General features: G+C 43.0%; 17 protein-coding genes. 3 read left to right on the plus strand and 14 right to left on the minus strand.

Annotated features, from left to right (window positions below):
- Nucleotides 1–128: 128 nt before the first annotated feature.
- From DP120_RS02435 to DP120_RS02450, 4 genes are all read right to left on the minus strand, one after another.
- Nucleotides 129–1,769, minus strand: a complete 1,641-nt coding sequence (locus DP120_RS02435; protein ID WP_112221586.1) for a response regulator transcription factor — start codon at nucleotides 1,767–1,769, stop codon at nucleotides 129–131.
- Nucleotides 1,750–3,486 carry a cache domain-containing sensor histidine kinase gene (locus DP120_RS02440; RefSeq protein ID WP_205854489.1) on the minus strand — a complete coding sequence of 579 codons (1,737 nt, stop codon included), beginning with the start codon at nucleotides 3,484–3,486 and terminating at the stop codon, nucleotides 1,750–1,752. The genes DP120_RS02435 and DP120_RS02440 overlap by 20 nt, the downstream gene beginning before the upstream one ends.
- Before the next feature lie 73 nt (nucleotides 3,487–3,559).
- Nucleotides 3,560–4,579 carry an autoinducer 2 ABC transporter substrate-binding protein gene (locus DP120_RS02445; RefSeq protein WP_240611946.1) on the minus strand — a complete coding sequence of 340 codons (1,020 nt, stop codon included), beginning with the start codon at nucleotides 4,577–4,579 and terminating at the stop codon, nucleotides 3,560–3,562.
- Between the two features lie 185 nt (nucleotides 4,580–4,764).
- Nucleotides 4,765–6,264 (minus strand): L-fucose/L-arabinose isomerase family protein, encoded by a 1,500-nt coding sequence (locus DP120_RS02450; RefSeq protein ID WP_112221589.1) that lies wholly within the window; start codon nucleotides 6,262–6,264, stop codon nucleotides 4,765–4,767.
- 115 nt (nucleotides 6,265–6,379) lie between these two features.
- On the opposite strand from DP120_RS02450, the gene DP120_RS02455 reads away from it, so the two are divergent.
- The 3 genes from DP120_RS02455 to DP120_RS02460 all read left to right on the plus strand — a co-directional run bounded on the left by DP120_RS02455 (nucleotide 6,380) and on the right by DP120_RS02460 (nucleotide 8,631).
- On the plus strand, nucleotides 6,380–7,252 hold the full coding sequence (locus DP120_RS02455) for an AraC family transcriptional regulator (protein ID WP_112221590.1): 873 nt from the start codon (nucleotides 6,380–6,382) through the stop codon (nucleotides 7,250–7,252).
- A gap of 80 nt (nucleotides 7,253–7,332) precedes the next feature.
- Nucleotides 7,333–7,497: a hypothetical protein gene (locus DP120_RS18565; protein WP_205854490.1), complete on the plus strand. Its 165-nt coding sequence runs from the start codon at nucleotides 7,333–7,335 to the stop codon at nucleotides 7,495–7,497.
- Between the two features lie 261 nt (nucleotides 7,498–7,758).
- Entirely contained in the window at nucleotides 7,759–8,631 is an 873-nt protein-coding gene (locus DP120_RS02460) for a GGDEF domain-containing protein (protein WP_112221591.1), read from the plus strand.
- A 121-nt stretch (nucleotides 8,632–8,752) separates the two neighbouring features.
- Here DP120_RS02460 and DP120_RS02465 read toward each other — a convergent pair whose 3' ends face one another.
- The 10 genes from DP120_RS02465 to uxaC (DP120_RS02510) all read right to left on the minus strand — a co-directional run bounded on the left by DP120_RS02465 (nucleotide 8,753) and on the right by uxaC (DP120_RS02510) (nucleotide 18,992).
- Nucleotides 8,753–9,601, minus strand: coding sequence for an SDR family oxidoreductase (locus DP120_RS02465; RefSeq protein ID WP_112221592.1), 849 nt, complete (start codon nucleotides 9,599–9,601; stop codon nucleotides 8,753–8,755).
- Nucleotides 9,594–10,673: a mannonate dehydratase gene (gene uxuA, locus DP120_RS02470; RefSeq protein WP_112221593.1), complete on the minus strand. Its 1,080-nt coding sequence runs from the start codon at nucleotides 10,671–10,673 to the stop codon at nucleotides 9,594–9,596. Before uxuA ends, DP120_RS02465 begins: the two co-directional genes overlap by 8 nt.
- A gap of 18 nt (nucleotides 10,674–10,691) precedes the next feature.
- The gene (uxaC, locus tag DP120_RS02475; RefSeq protein ID WP_112221594.1) at nucleotides 10,692–12,095 is read right to left on the minus strand and encodes a glucuronate isomerase; all 1,404 of its coding nucleotides are present in this window, start codon (nucleotides 12,093–12,095) and stop codon (nucleotides 10,692–10,694) included.
- Nucleotides 12,096–12,123: 28 nt separating this feature from the next.
- Nucleotides 12,124–12,882, minus strand: coding sequence for an SDR family NAD(P)-dependent oxidoreductase (locus DP120_RS02480; RefSeq protein ID WP_112221595.1), 759 nt, complete (start codon nucleotides 12,880–12,882; stop codon nucleotides 12,124–12,126).
- Between the two features lie 36 nt (nucleotides 12,883–12,918).
- Nucleotides 12,919–14,199, minus strand: a complete 1,281-nt coding sequence (locus DP120_RS02485; RefSeq protein WP_112221596.1) for a TRAP transporter large permease — start codon at nucleotides 14,197–14,199, stop codon at nucleotides 12,919–12,921.
- Between the two features lie 19 nt (nucleotides 14,200–14,218).
- Complete coding sequence (locus tag DP120_RS02490; RefSeq protein ID WP_165843699.1) at nucleotides 14,219–14,674, minus strand: TRAP transporter small permease; 456 nt, start codon at nucleotides 14,672–14,674, stop codon at nucleotides 14,219–14,221.
- A 36-nt stretch (nucleotides 14,675–14,710) separates the two neighbouring features.
- On the minus strand, nucleotides 14,711–15,721 hold the full coding sequence (locus DP120_RS02495) for a C4-dicarboxylate TRAP transporter substrate-binding protein (RefSeq protein WP_112221598.1): 1,011 nt from the start codon (nucleotides 15,719–15,721) through the stop codon (nucleotides 14,711–14,713).
- 72 nt (nucleotides 15,722–15,793) lie between these two features.
- Entirely contained in the window at nucleotides 15,794–16,480 is a 687-nt protein-coding gene (locus DP120_RS02500; RefSeq protein ID WP_112221599.1) for a GntR family transcriptional regulator, read from the minus strand.
- Nucleotides 16,481–16,715: 235 nt separating this feature from the next.
- Complete coding sequence (locus DP120_RS02505; RefSeq protein WP_112221600.1) at nucleotides 16,716–17,552, minus strand: SDR family oxidoreductase; 837 nt, start codon at nucleotides 17,550–17,552, stop codon at nucleotides 16,716–16,718.
- 42 nt (nucleotides 17,553–17,594) lie between these two features.
- Entirely contained in the window at nucleotides 17,595–18,992 is a 1,398-nt protein-coding gene (gene uxaC / locus DP120_RS02510) for a glucuronate isomerase (protein ID WP_112222297.1), read from the minus strand.
- Nucleotides 18,993–18,997: the final 5 nt, after the last annotated feature.

Consider the following 18,997-nt stretch of genomic DNA (forward strand, 5'->3'; position numbering starts at 1 on the left):
TAGCGCTTTCAATAAGTTTATTACGCAGGGACTTTTTCAGAAAGGAGAGAATATTCGGATAAAGGAGGGTATTTCTCTGTTTATGTCCGTTTATGCCCAGAAAAACAAAAAAACCTCCATTTTGGAGGTTAAATTGGCCGCATTAAATTTTCCCTGTATTTGGACGGAAGTTCTCCGTAATGTTTTTTGAATAATTTGCTGAAATATTTTGTATCAGCGTATCCGACTTGTTCCGAGATTTCATAAATCTTCAAATTGGTGCCAAGAAGAAGCCCTCTTGCTTTGTAGATACGGCTTCTTGTGACAAAATCCAGAACTGTCTCCCCCGTTTCACTTTTAAAGAATTCACAGAAATAAGTGGGATTCATGTAGATATGGGAAGCAATTTTTTCGATAGTAATGTTTTCCTTCAAATTCTCCAGAATCCACTGCTTTGCCACCTGTACCTCGTCATGCACTTTTTCTTTGTCCAGTACAGAAAGTTTTTGGAACACATCCAAAATCATCTTCTCCAACTCTGTGCGCAACTCATCCATATTCGCAGCTTTTTTAAGCAAATCTGCAGTGTCCTGCAGATTCAATAACCCGGTGTTCAAACGGGGAGTAAACTTTATGCCATAATTGATCAACTGTATACTGAGCGATTGAAGAAAAAACTCCACCTCGCTGGAAAGTCTTAATGATTGCAGTCCATCAACAAACTGACTAAGCTGCTTTTTCAATTCTTTTTCATTCATATTCTCCAGGGCCTGGATAATTTTCAGTATAAATTGCTGCAGCTCACCGGCATTTTCTATTTCACTTTTCTGCTGCAGATCTATATTCATCTCCTGCTGCAGAATTTGGCTGCTTCCAAAAACTGGACGGTACTGCATTAGCGACAGGACATCCCGGCTCATTGGCTGCAATAAAGCCAGCTCCGTAAAACTCCGACTGATGGCCATTGAGTTCGATAAAGGAATCGTACATAGAACATTTTTCTGCATCAACTTTGTGAAATTATAGATTTTTTCCCTGAAAGTTTCTATCTCTTCGTTTTCGTTACTGCATAATAAGATCCACCAGGAAGAATCTTCCCCTCTCCACTTCCAGAACTTTCTTCCGCTTTCCGCCAGCATTTCTTCTATAATATTTTCATTAGCCAACATCCATGTAATCCACTCTTCCCGGGACATCAGCCGGGAATAATTGGAGGATTGGTCGATTGAAATATAAACCAGCATATAATTCCCCTCAGGAAAATCCTTCGTCCAATCAAATAAGGAAACTTCAAGTTCAAACCCTTTTGACACTTCGCTGAGCTTTTCCACCTGCTTCATATATGCAAATTTTGCAGTCTGGGCTTTAACCTCTTCTTCTCTCTCCTGTTCCTTCCATTGATTCATAATTTTTTCTTTAAGTGCCTCAAGCTGTTTCTTGAATTCCACCCGGTCTATCGGCTTTAATATGTAGTCCAGTGCCCCTTCCCGCATCGCTGTCTGGAGATAGCTGAAATCATCAAATCCACTGATGACCACCGGGTTGAAAGCCGTTCTTTTCTTCATCTCCCTGATCAGCGTAAGACCATCCACCGAAGGCATCCGTATATCCGTTATTAAAACATTAAAATCAATCGGCTGTTTATCATAGGCTTCAAGTAATTCACGGCCGTCTCCATAGACCGCGACAACTTGCCACTCCTCTCCGGCAGCCAGGACCAGCTTTTCAATCCCGCGTCGAATCCGGCTTTCATCGTCTACAATGATTGTTTTAATTTTTCTTGAGTTCATTGTGATCTCCTCCCCTGTCTTTCAATAACGCTGGGATTCTAATTTGAACGTCAGTTCCCTGATTTAGGCTGCTCGATAATGTCAGACCATATGTGCTGCCAAAATTAATGAGGATACGGGCCTGAACGTTCATTAAACCGAAATGATCATCACGTTTTGACATTGATCCTGCCTCGAGCATAAGGTTGATGTCCGCCAGCTTTTCCGGTTGGATACCGGAACCGTCGTCGCGCACTCCGAAGATGATTTCTTCCGTTCCGTCATTTCGACGTTCCCTTCTGACACTGATGTGTATATGCGTTTTATTGCCATATACAAGGCCATGCTTAATCGCATTTTCAATAAGCGGCTGGAGGATGAATTTGGGTGTGCCGTATTGCTCCGTATCCAGTTCTGTCTCAATAGCAAAATCCAATTTCTCTTCAAAGCGGATTTTTTGAATGGTCAGGTAATCCTTGACATGGGACAGTTCATCCGAAATTGTTACTACATCCTCTTTGTTTCCTATTGAGAATCGCAACATGCGACCGAGCAGGGTAACCATTTCAATGACCGTATCTTTTTCGTCGTCTTCAACCGACATGGCGATCGTTTCCAATGTGTTGTACATAAAATGAGGATTGATCTGTGATTGCAAAGCATATAACTCTGCTTCTTTCTGTTTCAATTCAATCTGGTAGTTTTTACGGATCAGATCTTTTATTTCCAACACCATTGAATTGAAATTATTGGCCAATATCCCGACTTCGTCTGTTGAGCCAGCCGGCAAATCAACGTCAAAATCTCCCTGCTCGACTTTTTTCATAACATTGGTCAGCTGATTAAGCGGCCTTGACACATTCCATGCCAGCAAAATGGAGATAGCGGTGCTGATCAAAACAAAAATCAAAAAAACAATAATCGTTACATTTCGGACCAGATCGGTTCTTTCCGTTAAATTGCTTACCAATATACTGTGTGCCAGAATCCAATCCGTTTCTTGCAGATAATTTAAACTAATCAAACGGCTTTCATCTTCCTGTACAGTTCGAAAACTGCCGTCAATTTTAGGATAATCAGCGGATTCACGATCTGTTTCACGGATCATTGAAGGATCCGTATGATAAATAATGCGTCCATTTTTATCCATCATCCATAAATTAGCATTTCCTTCATCATTCAATTCATCAACTACTTTTTTAAAAAATGTGCTTTCCACTGCAATCATGACCGTTCCCAAATCCGTCCTGTTTTCCAGGTCATTAAGCTGCTTCATGATAAGAATGAAAGGCGGATCTCCTTCAAAACGAAGTGAAGTCTGATGTGGCAAAAGAAAAACCTCTTCGCCGTTAAGTTCAATATTTTGCCCATAGGAAAGCGATTGATCCAGTCCAAAATTGGAATATGGGATTTTCGTACTTTGAAAAATGCGGTCTTTTGACAACACAAAGACCCCCAGAATATCCGGACTTTCACCATTAATGAAGTTCCTGGACAGGTAAGTATTTACTGTAAATTCATCCTGCATAAGCGACGAGCGGTTTTGAAGCGCATCATTCCTCAGGATTTCCACAATCTGATCCGAATTATAAAGCACCTCAGGCAGGCTGCTGATTTCCCTGATTTGGTTTGCTATGTTTTCATTAGCCTGGTCCAGGAGTTTGGGGATATATTCTCCCACTTGTTCTTCTATTGATGCTGTGTATTGGTTGTATGCAATGTATCCTAATAATGACATTGGTATAAACGTCAACAGGAAGTATGTAACTATAAGTTTGGTTCGCAGTCTGTAGTTCTTAAATCGCCAGGCTTTAGAAATCATATTGATCCACATTTCCCGCCGTGAAATCCATCGGCTCTCCCATAATGACCATGTCATCAACCATCCTTATGTTTCCTACCTTGCGGATTTCCTGCCAATCGTAGGGATCGATGCCTTTCAGAGAATTATTCGCAAGCATTACTGTTAAATAACCTAATTTCTTGGGACTCCATAACGTTACAATCTGTGCGGATCCGTCTTTCAGGTATTCATTCATCGGATTCGGTGTAGACAATCCGACAACTGCCACTTCGCCTTCCCGCTCAAGTTCCTTGACTGCCTTTGCTGCCGCTGGAGGGCCGACTGATGAATTTCCGATAATACCTTTCAGGTCCGGATATTTCTCCAACAGATTTAAGGCTGAGGCGTAGGCCATTTGAGGATTGTCATCGTTAGCCGCCACTTCCACCAGAGTCATTTCCGGATAATATTCTTTTTGCTGAATTTTAATCCAATGAAGCCACTCGTTTAGATTTGAAGCCGTTAAAGCCCCAGTCATGATAGCAAATTCTCCTTTTTCACCCGTGTTCCAGGCAAGGATGTCCATCAGATGGCGGCCAAGTGTTTCAGGATCGACCATATTGATGAAAAAGTCCCTTGCATGCGGAAGAGTATCAGCGTCCCAAGTGATTACTTTGATGCCTTTTCCTTTCGCTTCAAGCAAAATCGGTGCCAACTTTTCCGGATCATTTACTGACACAGCGATGGCATCAACCCCATCTTCAATCAATTCTTCAATAATTATTATCTGCTGCTCAGCATCAGCGAAAGCAGGTCCTGTAAAAATAACGTTGATGCCTAAATCCTTAGCAGCTTCAAGCGCTCCCTCTTCCGCTGCATTAAAATAAGGAATATTAGCTACTTTCGGCACCACTGCAATCGTAATTTCCCTACTTCTGTCTGCATCGGTTTCCTCATAGGCAACTTTATCCAGCGTATAAATAACATCATATTTTTCCGAGCTATCCGGCGGCATAGAGCAAGCGCTAACAATCAACAAAATACACACTAGGTAAAAAAGTATTTTTAAAGCTTTCAACTTACCACACCTCGCTCCCCGGGCAATCTAGCTGCATTGGTTAAAACTGTCTATTTGTTCTTATATTAGCATTATTCTGATAACTATTCTTTATTTTTTATAAAGGAAATAATAAAAAGAGTGACTGCAGGCAGTCACTCAAAAATTTTTGCTCTTTATAAAGTCACAGTTTTGCAAGCCAGCAATTCGCCGACTTTCCGGAAAATTTCAGTATTCCTGCCTACTGACATGGCGAAGTGATGTGTCGGCGCTTCCATAAACCATTCTTCCATGAATTGATCTGGATGCTTTCCGAATTTCACAGGAGTTTGAGTATTGCCGACATGGATGATTTCTCCATCCGTCGATTCTCCTTCACTGATAATCAGTTTAAGATTTCCATCTCCGGTTTGTGTGACATTCAAAAGCGTTACCGGTCCGGTACGTACTTTGGCTTCAACCGAAACTCCGGTTCCCTGCTTGCCATGATACAATCCCATTCCACGGAGAATTGGCTTGCCTTCCGAAATTGCGATATGGAAAGGACCGTCATGGCCCAATAAAAGCGTTTCATCGTCGTAGTCCACCGTCATCACTTCCGAAAAACTTCCTCCGGTTCCCAGGATATCGGCAATTTTCATGGCAATAGCAGTCTTCAAATCTCCTTCGCCAGAGCAAGGGATTCCTTTAGCCGTTAGTAAGGAATGACCAATAATGAAACCGGATTGCAGTTTTTCAAAATAGCTGCCGGGCTCGCCATGATAATAATAAGTCAACGCATCCAAATCGAACTCTTTGACCATTTTCTCTTGGGCTGCTGCGACTTTACAGGACCAGTCCAATTGTTCCTGTGTCGGCTTTCTGGCAATCGGATCAGAAGGGGAATCACCACTGATTTCGAACATCCGCTCGACTTCTTCCAGCTTCCGCTTTACATCCATGTCGGTGACATCTTTCATCATCTTATCGAGGTCGCCCATCTCCAGAACTTCCACATGGAGACCTGTCTGTGCCTGTATCATTGTAAAGTCACTGTACATATCAAGCATCCCATTATAGGTATTCCCCAAAAATCCGAATCGGCTTTCTCGCAGAGTACGTGGAACAGCAGCCGCACGAATCCACTCTTCAATCTTTTTCCACGCTCGTGTCGCTTCCATACGGTGGCTGGTCTTTTCATCAGCCAGCGAAATTTCAGGTGTCTCTTCCAATCCAAGCAAGCCGCTGACCAGGCGAAACGGAATTTTCGCACGGTTAAATGCATTTGCGATTTCAGGAACCGGGCATGCACCGCAATGGGCAAGCCACTCTCCAGTCGTTGTATCCCTGTAGTTGATCCTGGCTGTCGGCTGCAGATTCAGAATTATAACAGGCGCCTTGCAGATTTGGTGGACCGGCAATACGGCTGAACTTGTTGAATAGGTGGCAGAGTGGCAAAAAATCAGGTCGACATTCTGCTCATTGAACCAATACCCTGCTTTTCTCGCTTCTGATTCCGTATCCACCAATCCATAATTCACTACATCCCCATGCACGGACATCTTTTTTTCAAGAAATTTACCATATTCCTCAATTCGTTCCTTTAACCCTGGAAACTGGTTCCAATATGCCTTCAAGCCAATTGTATAAATCCCTATTCGTGCTTTTTTTGCCGGTTTTAGCGCTTCAAACTCCATCTATTCATCCCCTTTTTTACTGAAATAACAGAATTACTTTGATTGTATCCGTTTACAAATATTGATACATCCTATAATATTGTCTGAAAATAACAGAATATTGCGGAGGTTTAAGATGACGAAGCATTATCGTGAAAAGGCGGCTCATAACTGGTCAGAAGATTCTATCCGGCTGATCACCACGCCCAGCCGGTCAGCAAAAAGCTCTTTTTTCTATGTGGAAGAAGCCGGTTACTTTCAAACTAAGCCGGGGTATTTCACCGAACGAGAAAAGCTGAACTCCTATTTCATTGTCTACACATTAGACGGAAAAGGTTTTTTAACTTACCATGGTCACAAATACAAATTGCAAAAAAATCAGGCATTTTTTATTTCCTGCATGGATTATCAGCATTATGAGACTGATCAAGAGGAACTATGGGAATTTAACTGGGTCCACCTCAATGGTTCCTCAATCAGTGATTACTATCACTATTTTCAATCTGCTGATTCCCCCGTCGTAACTATCAAGAATTCAAGTGACTTCAAATCATCTTTTCAGCAATTAATCCAGAACCACCAGAATTTCACCGCTCATTCTGAACCTATAAGTTCCAAACTGCTGACTGACCTGCTAACTGAATTGCTGTGTTCTATTCACAGTAAATTCGAAACTGAAACTTATATCCCCGACACTATGCAAGCAATAATCCGATACCTTGAAAAGTATTTCAACACCGCTGTATCCCTTGATCATCTGGCGGCCCGCTTCAACCTCAGCAAGTACCACTTGGCGAGAGAATTCAAAAAATATGCAGGAATCAGTCCCCATGAGTTCCTCATCACCTGCCGGATTACTTATGCGAAAAATGCTCTCAAGTATTCCAATGATTCCATTTCTGAGATTGCCGAAGATGCAGGCATCCCAAATGTCAGCCATTTTATCAATTTGTTCAAAGATCGTGAAGGCACCACTCCTCTTGCATACCGAAAGAAATGGCGGATTTGATATAGCAGGGAAATGCTTAAATAAAAAAGTTCCAGTGATTACTATAAGCCAATCTTTAATTTTTTCAAAAACGTATTATAATGCCGCCATTTGCCGCTGAACATTGGGGAGAGACAGCCCGCTCCTTCATGCAGCGGATCTCTCCTGAAGCACGGATCGACATACTGGGAGGCCATTTAATGCTTTGGGAACACAGCGAGAAGTTCAATGAAATACTCGAAAGTTTTTTGAAGAGCGATGCCTAGGCGTTGTTTTTTTTTACGTTCATATAAATATTGAGGGGATTGTATAGGCATTTATGATCTAATCGGTTGCTTTACTCGTATTGCATAGAAGACTTCGTCTTATATCTTCACTTTCTGGTTTATCAAATACTGAATGGGGGTAGTTGTTAATTAGGTCTTAATGCTTATTATTTCCAATTCGTTTTTAGCGTATAGTCCTATTATAAACTGAAAAATAACCTGAAGAATGAATTCAGCATCTCTGAGAAAGCAGGATTTCACATGCGGAAAAATTACAGTGTTTATATGTTTGGAGCCTTTTTGGGAACAGGTTCGCTTATTGGACTTGCTTTCGCCTCTATCGTTCGATTCCTTATAGCGGTGCCGGAAAACGAAGTCTTGTCTCTGTATTTATTGGCGCTTGGAGCCGGTTTGGTTAGTGGCGCTGCTAGTTTTTTAATAAATTATTCTTTTATTCGTTCGATCATCGGGCATTTTAGGGAAGTCCTCGCCCGCATTCATGAAGAAGATTACAGAGCACGCGTGAATTTCTCAGGCGGTGATATGATCGGTTTACTGGCAGATGACGTGAATTGCGCACTTGAACATCTGGAAGAGAAAAATGACGAAGTGCTTCACGACGAGTTGACCGGCTTGCCGAACCGGCAATTTCTAAAGCAGTATCACCGGAAAAATTCAGGCTGGCTGGCTCAACAGAAGACCGCCTTTCTGTTCTTTGATCTGGATAAGTTCAAGGAAATCAACGACCAGTACGGCCACCTCTATGGAGATAAAGTTCTGATAGAAGTTGCAGGAAGGATAAGAGCTGCTCTGGCTGAAGATGAATTCCTGGTGAGGCTGAGCGGTGATGAATTTCTTCTTGTCGCCAAGCTATCAGAAGATTGCAAGGGCAAAGACCTTGCCGAACAATTGATGGCGCTTTTCTTTGAACCTTTCAATATCAACGGCACCTTGCAGCAGCTGCATACCAGCATCGGCGTAAGCAATGCGCCCACTGACGGCGAGAATCTGGCCGACCTGATCCGCAAGGCTGATTTCGCCATGTACAAAGCCAAGAAACAGGAAGGGCTTTCTTATTATCTGTTTCAACAGCAAGGTGAAGTTCATGTGGCGGAGATGGTTGAGCGTTGTTGATGCTCGGTATTCTACTCATTCAATTTCTGATCGGTTCTTAAAACTGCAATAGAAAAGAGACAGCTCTAATGGGATTAAAACCATTTGAACTGTCTCTTCTTTATTGTCCAGTGAAAAAATATTATACACCAGAATAAGACATAAATCCGCCATCCACAGGAACTGTGATGCCCGTTACAAAACCGGACATATTATCATCTGCCAGCCACAATAATGTGCCGAGCAAATCTTCCGGTTTACCGAAGCGTTTCATCGGTGTATGGGAAATAATCTTGTTGGATCTTTCTGTTAAGGATCCATCTTCATTGGTTAGAAGATTTTTGTTTTGTTCGGTAAGGAAAAACCCGGGAGCAATCGCGTTGACTCGCAGGCCAGCGTCTGCAAAATGGACCGCAAGCCATTGCGTCAGGTTTTCGATTCCCGCTTTTGCTGCACTGTATGCAGGAACTTTTGTCATGGGTGATGGCGCACTCATCGACGACATGTTAATAATGGTACATCCCTGGCGATTCACCATATCCTTAGCGAAAATCTGAGTCGGGATTAAAGTTCCCATAATGTTCAAATCGAAGACAAAGCCAAAACCTTCTTTGGTTAAGTCGAAAAATGTCTTGGTGTTTTCTTTATCCAGGTCTTCGGAGCTGAAAGTTTCGTTTGTGGTAATCCCTTCAGGATGGTTACCGCCCGCTCCGTTAATCAGGATATCGCATTTGCCGAATTTCTCTGTGACTTCAGCATGCGCCTGTTTAACGCTTTCCTCATTCAAAACATCACAGGCTATGGCAATCGCTATGCCGCCCGCATTTATGATGTCTTCTTCCACTGCTTTGCCTTTTTCAGCCGTCCGGTTCAATATAGCCACTTTGGCTCCCTGCCGTCCGAGTTCACGTGCCATCGCACTGCAAAGAACACCGCTGCCGCCGGTGACGACAGCAACTTTCCCTTTAAAATTACCGTTCAGTTCAAGCATTCTTCACACCTCTTTCCGTTCTTTCAAGCGAATCCCAGATTCCCCAAAGATACATGATTCCGAGAGCCCGGTCATATAAACCATAGCCGGGCCTGCAGACTTCATCCCAAATATGCCGTCCGTGGTCCGGTCGAGTGTAACCCGTATAGCCGATATCATGGAATGCTTTGACAATACCGTATATATCCAGGGATCCGTCACTTGTTTTATGTGACGTCTCGATGAAATCGCCGTTGTCATAGTGCTTTAAATTCCGGATATGGGCAAAATGAATCCGGTCGCCGAATTCCCGGATGATTTCCGGTATATCATTTGCCGGATTGGCACCCAGTGAACCGCTGCATAACGTAATGCCGTTGTATAGATTATCCACCAGCCCTAGAAACTTCCGGATATTCTCCTTACTGGTGATGATGCGCGGCAAACCGAAAACGGACCACGGCGGATCATCTGGATGGATTGCCATTCGGATGTCATTTTCTTCTGCAACAGGGATAATCTCTTCCAGGAAGTACTTCAGGTTTTCCCATAGCTTTTCTTCAGATACTTTTTCATAGGCAGCAAACAGATCTGTCAGCTGATTTAGGCGTTCCGGTTCCCAGCCTGGCATGGAAAAGTCTTTATTCTTTAATACGTTTTCCACTAGATCCATCGGGAGCATATTATCAACTTTCGCTTTTTCGTAAAACAGAGCCGTCGAACCATCTTCCATTTCCTTGAACATGTCAGTCCGGATCCAGTCGAAGACAGGCATGAAATTATAGCAGATTACTTTTACGCCGACTTTTGCCAGTTCACGGATCGTTTCTTTATAGTTCTCAATGTAGCTGTCTCTGCTTTCAAGACCAAGCTTAATATCTTCGTGGACATTGACACTTTCCACTACATCAATATTAAAACCGTAGCGGTCCGCCTGTTCTTTTACTTCCCGGATTCTTTCGAGCGGCCATTTCTCTCCAGCCGCCACATCATGTAAAGCCCAAACTACTCCTGTTACACCCGGAATCTGCTTAATATGGGATAAGGGTATTGAGTCATCGTTTTCTCCAAACCACCTGAATGTCATCTGCATATTTATCACCTAACTGTTTTATGATTCTATCGCTAAATAATTATCAATATTTCTGTAGCATATATCTTTTATGATTTCTTCCAGCAGCTCGTAATCAGCCGGATATTCCCCGTTTTCAACCCAGCCCCCGATAACATTGCACAGGATCCGGCGGAAGTATTCATGGCGCGTATAGGAAAGAAAGCTTCTCGAATCCGTCAGCATTCCCACAAATCTGGATAACAGACCTGTGTTGGCCAACACTTTTATTTGGTCCACCATTCCATCCCGCTGATCGCCGAACCACCAAGCTGTACCAAATTGAATTTTGCCTGGAGTTTCTTCCTGGAAATTACCGATCATGGAGCCGATCATATAATTGTCGCGCGGATTCAAATTATAGATGATCGTTTTCGGCAAATTGTCTTCATAGGCCAACGAGTTCAATAGCTTCGATAAATCCTCAGCATATGTAAAATCTGCAATGGAATCAAAACCTGTATTCGGACCAACTTTCTCGAGCATTTTGGTATTCACAGCACGCAATGCACCAATGTGCAATTGCATGGCCCAGCCTTTTTCATGGTATAGTCTTCCCAATTCCTTCAATACGGCAGTTTTGTATTGAATAATCTCTTCTTTGGTCAATACTTCATTTGCTAAACCTTTAGTGAAGATACGGTTTAATTCATCTGTATCCGCTTCAATATAGAAGTTGGAATCCAGTCCATGGTCCGATAGCCTGCAGCCCGCATCATGGAAATATTGAACTCGGGCGGCAAGCCCTTCTTTGAAGTTTTCAAACGAAGACATTTCGATAGCGGTCAATGCACCCAGTTTTTCTGTCCACGTTTTGAAGCCGCTGCTTTCAACATTTAATGCCCCATCCGGACGGAAAGTCGGCAGGACGTGGATATCAAATGTGGGGTCTTCTTTGATTTCTTTATGATAAGCCAGATCATCCAGTGGGTCGTCGGTTGTGCAGAGACCTTTTACATTCGATTTTCTGATTAATTCTCTCGCGGTGAATTCTTCCGTCTGCAATAATCTATTGCAATGTTCCCATGCTTCTTCAGCAGTTTTAGCCGACAAGGTTTTGTGGAAGTCAAAATACCGTTTCAGTTCAAGGTGCGTCCAGTGATATAAAGGATTTCCCAAAGTGTATGGAACGGTCTCGGCCCATTTGAGAAATTTCTCTTTGTCCTCTGCGTCTCCTGTCACCAATTCTTCCGGGACACCGTTGCTGCGCAGGGCCCGCCATTTATAATGGTCGCCGTCCAGCCAAATCTCGGTCATATTGTCAAAAGATTTATTCTCTGCAATTTCTTTCGCAGTCAAATGGCAATGGTAGTCGAATATAGGCATAGCTGCCGCAAATTCGTGATACAGCTTTTTAGCCGTTTCAGTTTCCAATAAAAAGTCTTCATCCATAAACGCCTTCATGCTGATATTCCTCCTTGCCTGTATAAATCTAGTCCATCAATAATCCGCCATTGATTTCAATAATTTCACCCGTAATATAACCTGCGAAATCAGACGCCAGATACAAAGCCGCTCCGGCAATTTCATCCGGTGTTCCTTCTCGGCCCATTGGCACCTGTCCCGCCATATTCAGACGCAGCTCCGGTGTAGAATAGCGCTCATGAAAAGGCGTTGTGATAATACCAGGTGCAATGCCATTTACTCTGATGTTGTCTCCTGCCAATTCTTTGGCTAAACCTCTTGTCAGCGTGCTGACTGCAGCTTTAGCTGAAGCGTAGGCTACTGCACCACCGCCACCGCCGTTTCTGGCAGCAATGGATGTCATATTAATAATGGAGCCTTTTTCCTGTGTGCGCATCAGCGGAAGAACCGCTTGTGTGACATAGACAACAGAAGAAAAGTTAACGTCGATAATCCGCTGCAGAGTTTCTGCATCTATCTCTTCGATTTTAGCGCGCTTGACCATCGTGCCGGCGTTATTCACCAAAATATCTATCTTGTTGAATTTTTCTTTTATCGTCTCGGTCATTTGGCTGACTTGCTGGCGGTCTGTTACATCTCCCATAACAAGAATCGCCTCTGCGCCTTTTTCTTTTACTGCTTCTAGCGTCTTCTCAGCGTCTTCTTTATTGGAATTGCCATGTACAACCACCTTTGCGCCATTTTCAGCAAAATTGATGGCGATAGCCCGTCCAATTCCCGTGCTGCTTCCAGTTACCCAAACGACTTTATCGTTAAATGTGAACAATAATATTCCTCCTCAAAATCAGTAAACTGTATCCACTTACATCAGTAAATCAGGAATCCATAAGACAATCTGTGGAATGAAAACCAATAATAATACAAGAACGAGCACCCCAAGTATAAATGGAACAGACTCCTTGATATATTCCTCGATCGGCACTTTCATAATGGAAGTCGTCGTATACATCGTGACACCAACAGGCGGCGTCATACCGCCGAATGTAACGATAGTCATCATCAGAATCCCGAAATGTACCGGATCCACTCCAACTGTTTTGACAATCGGCAGGAATATCGGGGTTAATAACAACACCAGAACTGTTGATTCGATGAACATTCCAGCGAGTGCCAGGAACAAGAGAATCAGCAGTAGCATAAGCGTTTCGTTGCTCGTAACACCAATCAGAAATTCTGCTGCAGTCTGCGGCAGACGGTCATATGTAATCAGGAATCCAAGTATGGATGAAGTTGCGATGATCAATAGAATCGCTGCATTATCCAAAACGGATTGTTCAACCGATTTCACAAAGTTTTTCCATTTCAATTCCTTGTAAACAAAGAATCCAATGACCAATGCGTACATGACTGCAAAAGCTCCAGCTTCTGAAGCCGTGAATATGCCAAAACGGATACCCACTACCAGGATGACTGGAAACAAAAGAGCCCAAAAACTGTCACGGAATGAAATGACCACTTCTTTAAATGTCGCTCTTTTCAATTCGGTGTCCTGGTCATATCCACGTTTCTTCGCAACCGCGTAAGAAACGACCATCAAAACTGCCATCATTAAAATTCCGGGAATGATACCGGCGAGGAATAATCTGCCGATGGAAACTTGCCCGACATACCCGTAAAGAATCAATCCAATACTGGGTGGAATTGTGGCGGTAATCAGCGAGCTGATTGCGATAACAGAAGCTGAGTAACCACCTGAGTAGCCTCTTGCAACCATCTGGTGGCCAAGAATCCGGCTTTGCATTGCTGCATCAGCATTGGCGGAACCTGAAACACCACCCATAATGGTACTTAACACAATTGAAACGTGTGCCAGGCTGCCGACCAAGTGACCGGTAAGCGCATTGGCAAAACGAATCAGCCTTTTCGTGATTCCCGACGAGTTCATCAGATTTCCTGCCAAAATAAAGAATGGCACCGCCATCAAGGGAAACGACTGTGTTCCGGCCACCATTCTTTGAGTTACTATCTCAACAGGTAAATTGGGTTCGATAAGGAAAAAGGAAAGACTTGCTATACCGATTGCGAATGCTACCGGCATATTAAGAAACAGCATGATGAAAAAAATTATAGCGACCAGCAACATTTAACTCACTCCTTTGTAATCACTTAGCTGGATCAGTTTTCAATCGCATTATTTTCTCTTTCAGCTTTAAAGAGAGCGTAATGAACATCAGAAGACTTCCGATAGGAACTGCCAAAGTGACAAAAGAGTAACTTAATGGAAGGTTACTTATTAATCGGACGGAATTCTCAATACTCAGCTGTATGCCGAAAATGATTAAAAATATCAGAAAAGCCATGACCAGTATGGAAATAATAATTTCCAGAACCGCTCTTGCTTTATCGGGCAATTTCTTCACGAAAAAATCAACACTGATATGGGAGTCTTCACGCAAAGCCCTGTTGGCTCCCAGGAAAATAACCCATACAAACAATAATTGAGAAAATTCAATGCTCCAGGAGAGGGGCGAACCCGCCCATCTCATGACTGAAGCAAAAAACACAAACCCTGCAATTGCCATCATTAAAAAATTGGTGAGGAAGTTTTCAGCTTTCACATATACTCGAGCAAACTTTTTCATATATATCACTCACTATTTTCCTAGAATTTTGTTAATCTCTTCGCGCAATTCTTCATATCCGTCAAATTCCGCATAAACGCTTTCAGTCGCATCTTTGAATAGCTGGATGTCTACGTCATTAACTTCCACGCCCGCATCAACCATTTTCTGTTCGAAATCAGCCAATTGGTCAACCGTGTTCTGTGATGCTTCGGCACCGGCTTTCGCTGCCTCTTCCTTCACGATCTGCTGGTATTCTTCAGGAAGTTCGTCCATCCAGTCAGCACCTGCTACTACTCCAGTAAGCAATTGGAAATGGCTTGTCTTGGCAATATTGCTGATGACTTCGTGAAGATTCGCGCCGTATGTGGCTGGGTGCTGTGCTTCAGCTCCATCGATTACACCTTGCTGGATCCCTGGATAAACTTCAGAAAAAGCGATACCGGCTGGGCTTGCTCCCATAGCAGAAATTGTTTCAGTCCAAATTGGAGCTCCCGGTGTACGCAATTCAAGACCTTTTAAATCTTCCGGTTTTTCGATTTTTTTATTCGTCAATAGATGGCGGTCACCTTGATACCAATTGAACGACAACACTTGTAAATTATGGTCTTGAGCCAGCTCTTCTTCCCAAGTTTTAAACAAATCAGATTCTACTACCTGGCTCGCTTCTTCGTAGCTGTCCACAATATATGGAGCTGAAAGAATACCAATTTCAGGCACCATTTCCGCTAAACGCCCTGCATCCACAATTACTGCTACATTTGTACCAACTTTTGCCTGCTCTAAAATATCTTTATCATCCCCGAGTGAACCGTTGCCGAAAATTTCGATTTGCACTTCATCATTCGTCGCTTCTGCAACATTTTCTTTCCATTCCACAAGCCCCTGGTAAATTGGATCTGTTTCAGCTAAAGCTGTACCCATTTTCAGCGTATACGTTTCGCCGCTTCCTGCTTCTCCTGAAGCATTACCGTCATCCCCACAAGCTGTAAGCAACAATGCTGACGAAATTAATAATCCTGAAATCAAACTTTTCTTCTTCATGTTTTTTATCCCCTTTGAGTAATTTTTTTGTAAATCCCCTTTATTTAAAGCGCTTACATTTTGCGTAAAAAATTATTTAAAATATTGCTGATATTCCTGGCGAAGTTTCTCTTGTTCGAAAAGCAGTTTTTTCAAATGCTCTTCCATCACCGCTTCTGCTGCATTTGCATCTTTTGCTTTAATGGCCGCATAAATTCTTTTATGCTGGGACAGTATCAACTCCCAATCATAATTAGCTGCCAGGCTCAACATGCGTATGCGATTCAAATGTGCATTCATCTGCTGGATCAATGTCCAAATCCGTTCTTTCCCGCTGCCATATGCAATGGTCTTATGAAAATCTTCATCCAGTTTGAAAAGTTTAGCAAAATCATTTTCTTCTATGCACTTTTTCTGTTGGTGAAGATTCTCTTCCAACTGAGACAGGTGTGCTTCCGAGAAATTTTCACATGCTACTCTCACGGTTGCCCGTTCCAAATGTTCTCGTATGAACCTCGATTCTTCAACATGGTGCAGATCTATTAATGCAATAATGGTTCCTTTTTGAGGATAAACCTCCAGCAGTTCTTCTTGAGCCAACTTAACAAAAGCTTCGCGCACCGGTGTTCTGCTTACTTCAAGTAATTCAGAGATTTCTTTTTCCGAGATATTTTTTCCTGGTTCAATTTTAAGCGAAATAATGTTCTCCCTTAAAATTTCATATACATAATCCCGTGTCGAAAAGTTTTTCACTTTCTTGTTGGAATCGATGTTCAGCATGTAATCCCCCCTCTACTTGTAATCATAGTAACATATTAGCATACTTGTATGGTAGTATATTTCAAATATTTTATCAACTCCAGTTTTCTCTTATAGAGATTAAACTTTTTTTAAGACTCATGACAGTAACAAATGGCTTTTAAAATTCAATCAATTTAAAACTGAAAACAAAAAACCGGACCCTGGAGAATATCTCTTAAGGGGTCCGGTTTACTGTATTTACTTCACCAATTACTTATACGCCAGAATAGGCCATGAATCCACCATCAATTGCCATCGTTGTTCCTGTTACAAATGACGAATACGATTCATCTGCCAGGAAGAGCAAGGCGCCGAGGAGGTTTTCGGGTTCGCCGAATTTGTTCATTGGCGTTGCTTTCAGAATCTTTTCCGTACGTGCGGTCGGATTGCCGTCTTTATCCATCAGCAGATCACGATTTTGTGTTGTCAGGAAAAAGCCGGGAGCGATTCCGTTGACCCGCAAGCCGGTTTCAGCGAAATGAACAGCCAGCCACTGCGTAAAATTATTAATCGAAGCTTTCGCCGCGCTGTAGGCTGGAACTTTTGTCAGCGGTGCATAGGCACTCATCGAAGAAAGATTGATAATTGCCGGTGCTTCACTTTTAAGCAGCTCTTTTCCGAACACCTGACAAGTCAGGAATGTGCCTGTGAAGTTCAATGAAAAGACAGAAGAAAATCCGTTTTCGTCCAGCTCGAAAAATGATTGGCCTGCAGCTTGTTCATCGTGTGTTTCTGGTCCGGTGATGGCATCGGGGTGGTTGCCCCCTGCTCCGTTTATCAATAAATCAATCTGACCAAATCTCTCTAAAATTTCCTTTTTTGCAGCTTCCAATGAAGCACGATCCAGGACATCAGCTGGCAGGGCGATTGCTTCTCCTCCAGCTTCTGTAATCATCTGCGCCACTTTTTCTCCTTTTTCTGCGGTGCGGTTCAAGATAGCAACTTTCATCCCTTGTCGGGACAGTTCACGCGCCATCTCTGAACACAGAACGCCGCTGCCGCCTGTCACCACTGCTACACGTCCGTCTAAGTTAGTATGGATAGGAATCATTCAGCACCCTCATTTCTTTTTGCATTTATCAGCTGGCTGCTGTCAGTCCAGCTCAATCGCGAAGTATTCTTTGGCGTTGTTGTAAGAGATATCCTGCACCATCTTGCCGATAAATTCATAATCAGCAGGAAGTTCGCCTTCTTCAATCCACGTTCCGATCAATTGGCAAAGGATTCTTCTGAAATAGTCATGTCGAGTATATGACAGGAAGCTGCGGGAATCCGTCAGCATCCCCACAAACAGGCTCAGCAAGCCGGCATTCGCAAGCTCTTTCATCTGGCGGATCATGCCGTCTTTTTGATCGTTATACCACCAGCCGGAACCGAATTGCACTTTCCCTTTGATCCCGCCGGACTGGAAGTTGCCGATTGTGCTCGCCACCATCTCAAAATGCGCCGGGTTCAAGGGATAGACAATTGTTCTCGGCAAGACTGATTTTGCGTCCAGGCTGTTCAAGAACTGGTTGAGCGGACGTGCAAGTTCAAAATCGTTGATCGAGTCAAAACCTGAGTCCGGACCCGCTTTTTCGAACATGCGGGAATTATTATTGCGGAGAGGCCCAATATGCAACTGCATCGCCCAGTCATTTTTCGCATACAATTCGCCCAAGAACTGCATTGTATATGTTTTGTGTTTTTCTTCTTCAGCTTTTGAAACGGTTTCACCAGACAGTGCTTTCCGGAAAATTTCTGCTGCTTCTTCCTTGGAAGTTTCCACATAAGGCAAGTATTCAAAGCCATGATCCGAGATGCGGCAGCCGTTTTTGTGGAAGAACTCGACTCTATTTTCCAGTGCCTTCAAAAAATCTTCGTAATCTCGGATTTCAAGGTCTGCAGCATCTCCAAGACTTTGAATATAATCCTGGTAACCGACAGCTGAAATCCCGAGCCCTTTGTCAGGACGAAAAGTTGGCAGCACTTTCGCTTCAATCGTTTTATCCGAGGCAATCTGCACATGATACTCAAGGTTGTCTGCCGGGTCATCCGTTGTACAGATCACTTTTACATTGCTGTTTTTGATCAGTTTACGGGCTGAAAAAGAATCCGACTGGACAATATTGTTCAACTTATCCCATAACACTTCCCAGTTTTCCTCTTTGATCACATCATCATAATCGAAGTACTTTTTCAATTCCAGATGCGACCAGTGGTATAAAGGATTCCCCATTGTATATGGAACTGTTTGGATCCAGGCGTGAAATTTCTCTTTATCACCGGCACTTCCTGTGATTAATTCTTCGTCTATACCGAACGCCCGCATAGCCCGCCACTTATAATGGTCCCCTTTAAGCCAGAGATCCGTGATGTTTTCAAAGCGATGGTCTTCGGCAATCTGCTGTGGACTCAAATGACAATGAAAATCATATAATGGAAGATCTTTTGCATAGTCGTGATATAAAATCTTCGCACTTTTACTGTTCAACAGGAAATCTTCATCCATAAATT

The sequence above is a fragment of the Planococcus halotolerans genome, assembly GCF_003289955.1.
Taxonomy (GTDB): Bacteria; Bacillota; Bacilli; order Bacillales_A; family Planococcaceae; genus Planococcus; species Planococcus halotolerans.